The organism is Psychromonas sp. SR45-3 (genome assembly GCF_014163575.1).
In the GTDB taxonomy this organism is placed as follows: domain Bacteria; phylum Pseudomonadota; class Gammaproteobacteria; order Enterobacterales; family Psychromonadaceae; genus Psychromonas; species Psychromonas arctica.
The window spans coordinates 47,824-54,473 of sequence record NZ_JACJDP010000027.1 but is presented as its reverse complement, the minus strand read 5'-3'; the positions used below and the strand labels follow the sequence as shown (position 1 = coordinate 54,473).

General features: G+C 38.5%; 5 protein-coding genes. 2 read left to right on the top strand and 3 right to left on the bottom strand.

Features of this window, described 5'->3' with window-relative positions; all coding sequences use genetic code 11:
* Window positions 1-333 precede the first annotated feature (333 nt).
* Together H5084_RS13940 and H5084_RS13935 are read left to right on the top strand one after the other, a co-directional pair.
* Window positions 334-879, top strand: coding sequence for a gamma carbonic anhydrase family protein (locus H5084_RS13940; RefSeq protein ID WP_028867764.1), 546 nt, complete (start codon window positions 334-336; stop codon window positions 877-879).
* A gap of 650 nt (window positions 880-1,529) precedes the next feature.
* A complete protein-coding gene (locus tag H5084_RS13935; RefSeq protein ID WP_156916072.1) occupies window positions 1,530-2,321 on the top strand; it encodes a 2OG-Fe dioxygenase family protein in 792 nt (263 codons plus the stop codon).
* A gap of 126 nt (window positions 2,322-2,447) precedes the next feature.
* On the opposite strand, the gene argH is transcribed toward H5084_RS13935, so the two are convergent.
* From argH to H5084_RS13920, 3 genes are all read right to left on the bottom strand, one after another.
* A complete protein-coding gene (gene argH / locus H5084_RS13930; RefSeq protein ID WP_182690867.1) occupies window positions 2,448-4,328 on the bottom strand; it encodes an argininosuccinate lyase in 1,881 nt (626 codons plus the stop codon).
* A 161-nt stretch (window positions 4,329-4,489) separates the two neighbouring features.
* Window positions 4,490-5,698, bottom strand: coding sequence for an argininosuccinate synthase (locus tag H5084_RS13925; protein ID WP_028867767.1), 1,209 nt, complete (start codon window positions 5,696-5,698; stop codon window positions 4,490-4,492).
* A gap of 23 nt (window positions 5,699-5,721) precedes the next feature.
* Window positions 5,722-6,630: an ornithine carbamoyltransferase gene (locus H5084_RS13920; protein ID WP_028867768.1), complete on the bottom strand. Its 909-nt coding sequence runs from the start codon at window positions 6,628-6,630 to the stop codon at window positions 5,722-5,724.
* Window positions 6,631-6,650 lie beyond the last annotated feature (20 nt).

The window sequence follows — 6,650 nt, the reverse complement described above, 5'->3', positions numbered from 1 at the left end:
ATTGTTAAAGAGCGTGCCTTTCGGCTAGGCGGCGTATATTACGCGCCTTTCGAACATTGTCAACGTTTTAATTTAACTTAATTTCGAAGCGAACTACGAAGCGTTAATACGTTAAAAACTATTCTAAAACTCGGTGGGTAACTTGCGCTACATCCCGTGTCTGTGGGGTCGCATTATAGGGATTGAGATCACATTGGCAAGTGTTTTATTACGATTATTTGCAATTAATTTTTATACCTAGTTTGAACACAAGTTATCCACAATTTTGGTTTTGTTATCCACACTTTTGTGTCGTATAGTGGCCTTTTATTATGTCGATCAAGAAGGTTTATTATGTTTCCTACACTACGTCCTTATAAGAATATATATCCTACAATCGGTGATGCTGTTTATATTGACCCTTTTTCTTCTATTATTGGTGATGTAACACTCGCTGATGATGTCAGTATTTGGCCTATGTGTGTATTACGCGGTGATGTACATTCTATTTCTGTTGGTGCTCGCACCAATATTCAAGATGCTTCTGTATTACATGTAGCCAGAAAAGGAGAAGCTTCTTCTACTGGCTACTCGCTGGTCATTGGCGAAGACGTTACTGTAGGACACAAGGCAATGTTACATGCCTGCCAAATTGGCGATCGTGTTTTGATTGGTATGGGAGCCATTATATTAGACAATGCACACATTGAAGATGATGTTATTATTGCGGCTGGTTCATTAGTGCCCCCTAATAAAGTATTAGCTTCTGGCTTTTTATATGTGGGTTCACCTGCAAAACCTGCTCGTGCATTAACAGAAGCTGAGTTTGCTTTTTTAAAACGCTCTGCTAGCCACTATGTTAATTTAAAAAATGAGTATCTTGAAGAAACACCTTCATAACGGTGATAGTCATAAGTAGAAACAACTTTCATACTTATATTATTAAATCGCGCTAGATTATTAAGCAGTATATTGGACTCTTTATATTAAGCCCCATGTACTGCTACTTCTTTTTACTCAAAACCTATCGTTTCTTCGTCACCTCTACATTACCTATATCTATACCTTTATCAGTTCTATCCTTATTTTCTTATCTGTACTTTCTTATCTGTGTTTTGTAATCACTGGATTCTTATTCATATAAATAATAGCTATTTAAAGCGTTGTTATGTGATTGCGATGTTTTCCGTCAGCAATTCAAATAAGCGGTCACATTACTAACACCTAAATGATTGCCGCTTACCTATTAATTCGCATTGTTCTAACAACTTTAGTGAGCAGCCAATAATGACGCACTTTATATTAAGCCGCTAAATCCACTTGATGATTCAATTTCATTATTTTTAAATATTACTTATTTTCAGCTACCTACTTACCACATTATTTTTCTGTCTCTCGCGTTCGTTTGCTCTCACTTTCTGCATTAATAAGGGTTTTATTTTACACCTCTAAATTGATACCTAAATAACAAGGCTATACCTTTTGTCACGTTAGAACATAAACACCTCTAACGGCTTTCTTTAAACAATCTATTTATAAAAGGAAATACGATGAAAAATGTATACTTTGATCATGTCCAAACCCCAGCAATACCTTCACTACTAGCAAAACTTCCTTATTGGCCAACGCATGTTAAACGAGATATTGCAGCGCGCAGCTGGAGTCAAACGGATATTAATGAGCAGATAAATTTAGCTGAATGGCAACAATATTTGCATGACTTACCAAAAGACCCTTATGTTGAGACGCGTTGGAAAAGTATGTCTTGGCTTTATTTTACTGAGGGTGGCGATCTTAAAACATTAGATAACTGTCCTATGGCACAGGGTGGTGCTTATAACGATGCCGATACGATGGCTGATAAATTACGTCACTATCCTGCAATGGATAAGACCTTTTTACAGCGTGAAGATGTGCAAGAGTTTATTAAAGCATGGGCGGAACTTTGGAATATCAACCCACAAGAGCCGATCTTGATGCAAATCACAGGTGTCAAAGGAAAGCAGTCGTTAGATCCTTTACAAGGTCAAGGCATCCATCAAGATGGTAGTCAGTTTTTAAGTATTCTGGTGATTAATAGAGAAAATGTAACTGGGGGGTTAAATACTATCTATAAGGATAAAGCGGGCAAACAGTTAATAGCGGATAGCACATTAGCGCCGGGTGAAATGATGCATATTCGCGATAATGAGGTTTTTCATAACATCTCATCTGTGCAACCACTCGATCAACAACAACCTTTTGAGCGATTTATCATTATTATTAATGCTCGTTTTAACGATACCTTTCAAAATCGTATTTTACGTCAACACTTTCCTGACGCGGTACTTCATAACAGTTAAAAATTGTATTAGGTGCTTATATTAAGAGTTAATTCTCAATATAGTTGATCTACACCAGTGCAGACCAACCTATTTAATAAGATAAGGTGTTATTTCTTAAACAGAAATAACACCTTTTTTCTTGTTTTAGCTTTTAGTCATTTCTTTATGCAATAACATACTTGTTTTGTAGTTTAACTCTAGCGCTTTTTCACTATTAGCATGCTCACTGACAAACATCGCACAATCTTTTAACACTTTATCAGGCATGGTTGCTTTACTTTCAGGACTAAAACCTAGTTTCATAAAGAAATCTGGCATACGAGTTAATGCAAACAATCGTTTAATCGCTAATTTTTCAGAACGTTTAACTAGAAGCTCTACGATTGCACTACCTTGGCCACGACCTTCATAACCAGGTTCAATACCTATTGAACGAATTTCAGCTAAACCAGTGTCATAAATATGAACCGAGCCACAACCTGCGACTATTCCGTCCAATTCAGTGACAACAAACTCATCAATTGATTTTGCTAAATCTGATTTATCACGTGGTAAGTTTTCACCTTTTTCCACCCAGTAATTAACCATTGACTCAATACGGTCTATATCGTCAACATTTGCTGATCTAATCACAATACCTGACTTGCCGCGTTTAGATAAACGTTGCTCAGCTTCTGTTAATGCAAACTCCACTTGATGTGGTGCAACACCACCTAATGCAGTACGCGCAGCTAACGTTGCTTCTAATGTTAAGGTTGGATAAACATCATCTTCAATCACGCTAGAGAATTGTTTAAACTCTGCTACGGTTAACTCTTCTAATGGTACGCCTTTTTCGATCGCCGACACAACAGCGACACCTACGATATGGTGAGCTTCACGGAAAGGGATCCCTTTGGCTACTAAATAGTCAGCCAATTCTGTTGCATTTGAGTAACCACCTTGTGCAGCTTCTTTAGTACGCTCTTCATTAACCTTAAGGTTTGTTAAGGCCATTGCACCCATTTCTAGGCAATCGCCCCATGTATCTAATGCGTCAAATAGCCCTTCTTTGTCTTCTTGCATATCTTTGTTATACGCAAGCGGTAACGCTTTTAATGTCATTAACATACCTGCTAATGAACCAAATACACGTCCAGACTTACCACGAATCAACTCCATTGCATCTGGATTTTTCTTTTGTGGCATTAATGACGAACCTGATGTCACTTGATCTGACATTTCAATAAAGCCAGACTCACCACTGTTATAGAAAATTAAATCTTCAGCCATACGTGATAGATGTACCATTGATAATGTTGCACAACTCATCAATTCAACAACGTGGTCACGGTCAGACACTGAATCTAAACTATTGCGTGTTGCGCGTTTAAAACCTAGCGAATGCGCTAGTACGGTTCTATCCATCGGATAACCAGTACCGGCTAATGCGCCACTGCCTAATGGGCAAGTATCCATACGGTCAATACAATCTTCTAAACGACTATGGTCACGCTCTAACATTTCTAAATACGCTAAACACCAATGTGAAAATGTCACCGGCTGAGCACGTTGTAAATGCGTGTAACCTGGTAAGACAACAGATTGATGAATACGTGCTAATTCAATCAACTTAGCTTCTAATGTATTAAGGTGAACAATTAACTCTTGTGCAGTTTTTTTACACCATAATTTTAGGTCGGTAGCAACTTGGTCATTTCGGCTGCGTCCAGTGTGTAGTTTTTTACCCAAATCACCGACTTTATTGATTAGCTGCCCTTCAACCCAAGAATGGATATCTTCAGCGTCAGATTGTAAAACTTGCTCTGGGTTGGCTTGCACTGAAACTAGTAATTCATTTAAGCTTTTATCAATACTAATTTGTTCATCAGAAGTTAATACATTTACCGCTAACAACGCTTTTGACCATGCTATTGAGCCAATAATATCCTGTTCAGCTAAACGGTAGTCAAACTTCAAGGAATCATTAAATAATTTAAATTTTACGTCTGCCGCTTGGCTAAAACGTCCGCCCCATAGTGCCATTTGTTACTCCATTCTGACTTGGCAATCATGCCAAATCCATTTGTTAAGGGATTACTATTAATTTCACATCTATTTATAAACGCACTGTTTTTTAAAAACGCTTATAAATAGAAATTCCTGCCCTCGATAACCGAGAGCAGGAATTTTATAACATATTTTGTTTATTTGTTACTGTTTAGCTTACGAATACGGCTAGACAGTGAATATAAACGGATGAAACCTTCAGCATGTTTTTGGTCGTAAACGTTGTCATCACCAAATGTAGCAAACTCTTCAGAGTAAAGGCTATTTGGAGAACGTTTCTTCACAGCTGTTGCTTGACCTTTGTAAAGACGAACAACCACTTCACCGTTTGCATCTTTTGCTAGTGACTCAGATGCCGCTAATAAAGAACCACAAAGTGGTGTGAACCAACGACCATCATAAACTAAGTGAGCAAATTCTTGGCCCACTTGATCACGCCAGCGACGAGAAGGTTTGTCGTGTACTAGTTCATCAATACCACGCAGTGCAGTGACCATCACTGTACCTCCTGGCGTTTCATAACAACCACGAGACTTCATACCAACCGTACGATTTTCTGTGATATCGATACGGCCAACACCATGAGCGGCTGCTTTCTCGTTTAATACCATTAACGCATCGTAAGGAGAAAGTTCAACACCATCAACCGCAGTAACACGTGCATTTTCAACTTTTAACGTAACGTATTCAGGCTCATTTGGTGCATCAAGCGGATCAACCGTTAATGTCCAAACACCTTTACTTGGTTCGTTGTATGGGTCTTCTAGCTCGCCACCTTCGTGCGAAATGTGCCATGCATTTGCATCACGGCTGTAGATTTTAGTCGCGCTTGCTGTTGTTTCAATATTACGCTCAGCAAGGTAGTCCAATAAATCTTCACGAGAAACCATATCCCACTCACGCCAAGGTGCAATAACTCGTAGCTCTGGTGCTAGTGCAGCAAAACAGCTTTCAAAACGGATTTGGTCATTACCTTTACCCGTACAACCATGACAAACGGCATCAGCACCTACTTTTAAAGCAACTTCAACTTGTGCTTTAGCGATGATTGGACGCGCCATAGACGTACCTAATAAGTAAGTACCTTCATATACCGCGCCAGAAGCAATCGTTGGGTAGATGTAGTCTTTAACAAATTCTTCTTTCAAGTCAACGATGTGACATTCAGAAGCACCTGAAGCAATTGCTTTTTCGTGCAAACCAACTAATTCTTCTGCTCCTTGGCCCACATCGGCACAAAACGCTACGATTTCACAATCATCATAAGTTTCTTTTAACCATGGAATGATTGCTGATGTATCTAGACCGCCTGAATAAGCGAGAACAACTTTTTTAACTTTACTCATTGATTATTTCCTTTCGTCTACATCTATTTGTTAATTAAGGTAAGCATTATAGCGTTTTGTATGTGCATTCTATTTTCAGCTTGATCAAAAATCAATGAAGCTGGACCATCCATTACATCAGACGTGATGTCTAAACCACGATGTGCAGGTTGGCAATGTAAAATATGTTTAATACCTGTGTCATCAAGTAATGCTTGGTTAATTTGGTATGGCATAAATTTAGCTTTGATTTGCTCTAATGGCGTATCATCGCCCATTGATAACCAAGTGTCGCCATAAACAACGTCATAACCTTTAATATCTTCAATATTATTAGTTACAGTAATTGTAGCACCTGTTTCTTTTGCGATTTCTTCTGCTTTTTTAAGAATTTGTGCATCTGGACTATGTCCTAATGGACAAACTGCAGTCACGGTTGCACCTAAGATAGCACCAGCAATGAATAACGAATGTGTAACATTATTACCATCGCCGATATAAGCCAATTTCACTTTTGTTAAATCATCGTAGTTTTGCGAGATGGTTAAAAAGTCAGCCATGCCTTGGCATGGGTGGTATAAATCACATAATGAGTTAATAACAGGTACTGAAGCGTACTCTTGCATCTCAACCAATGTATTGTGGTCAAATACACGTGCAACAATACAATCTGCCCAGCGAGATATATTTGCGGCAAAATCTTTAACGTCTTCGCGGCTACCCATTGCACCATTAGTCTGATCTAAATAAACCGCATGACCGCCTAATTTATTCACACCAATATCAAAGGTGACACGCGTACGCAGTGATTGTTTCTCAAATAAAGTAACAACGCTTTTACCGGCTAATGCCTGTGCATATTTACTTGGATTTGCTTTTAAATCTTTACCCAATGCAATCAAGTCTAATGCTTGTTGTTGAGTCATTTCCATGCCGGTTAATAAATTTTCCATTGTCACTCTCTATTTAATCT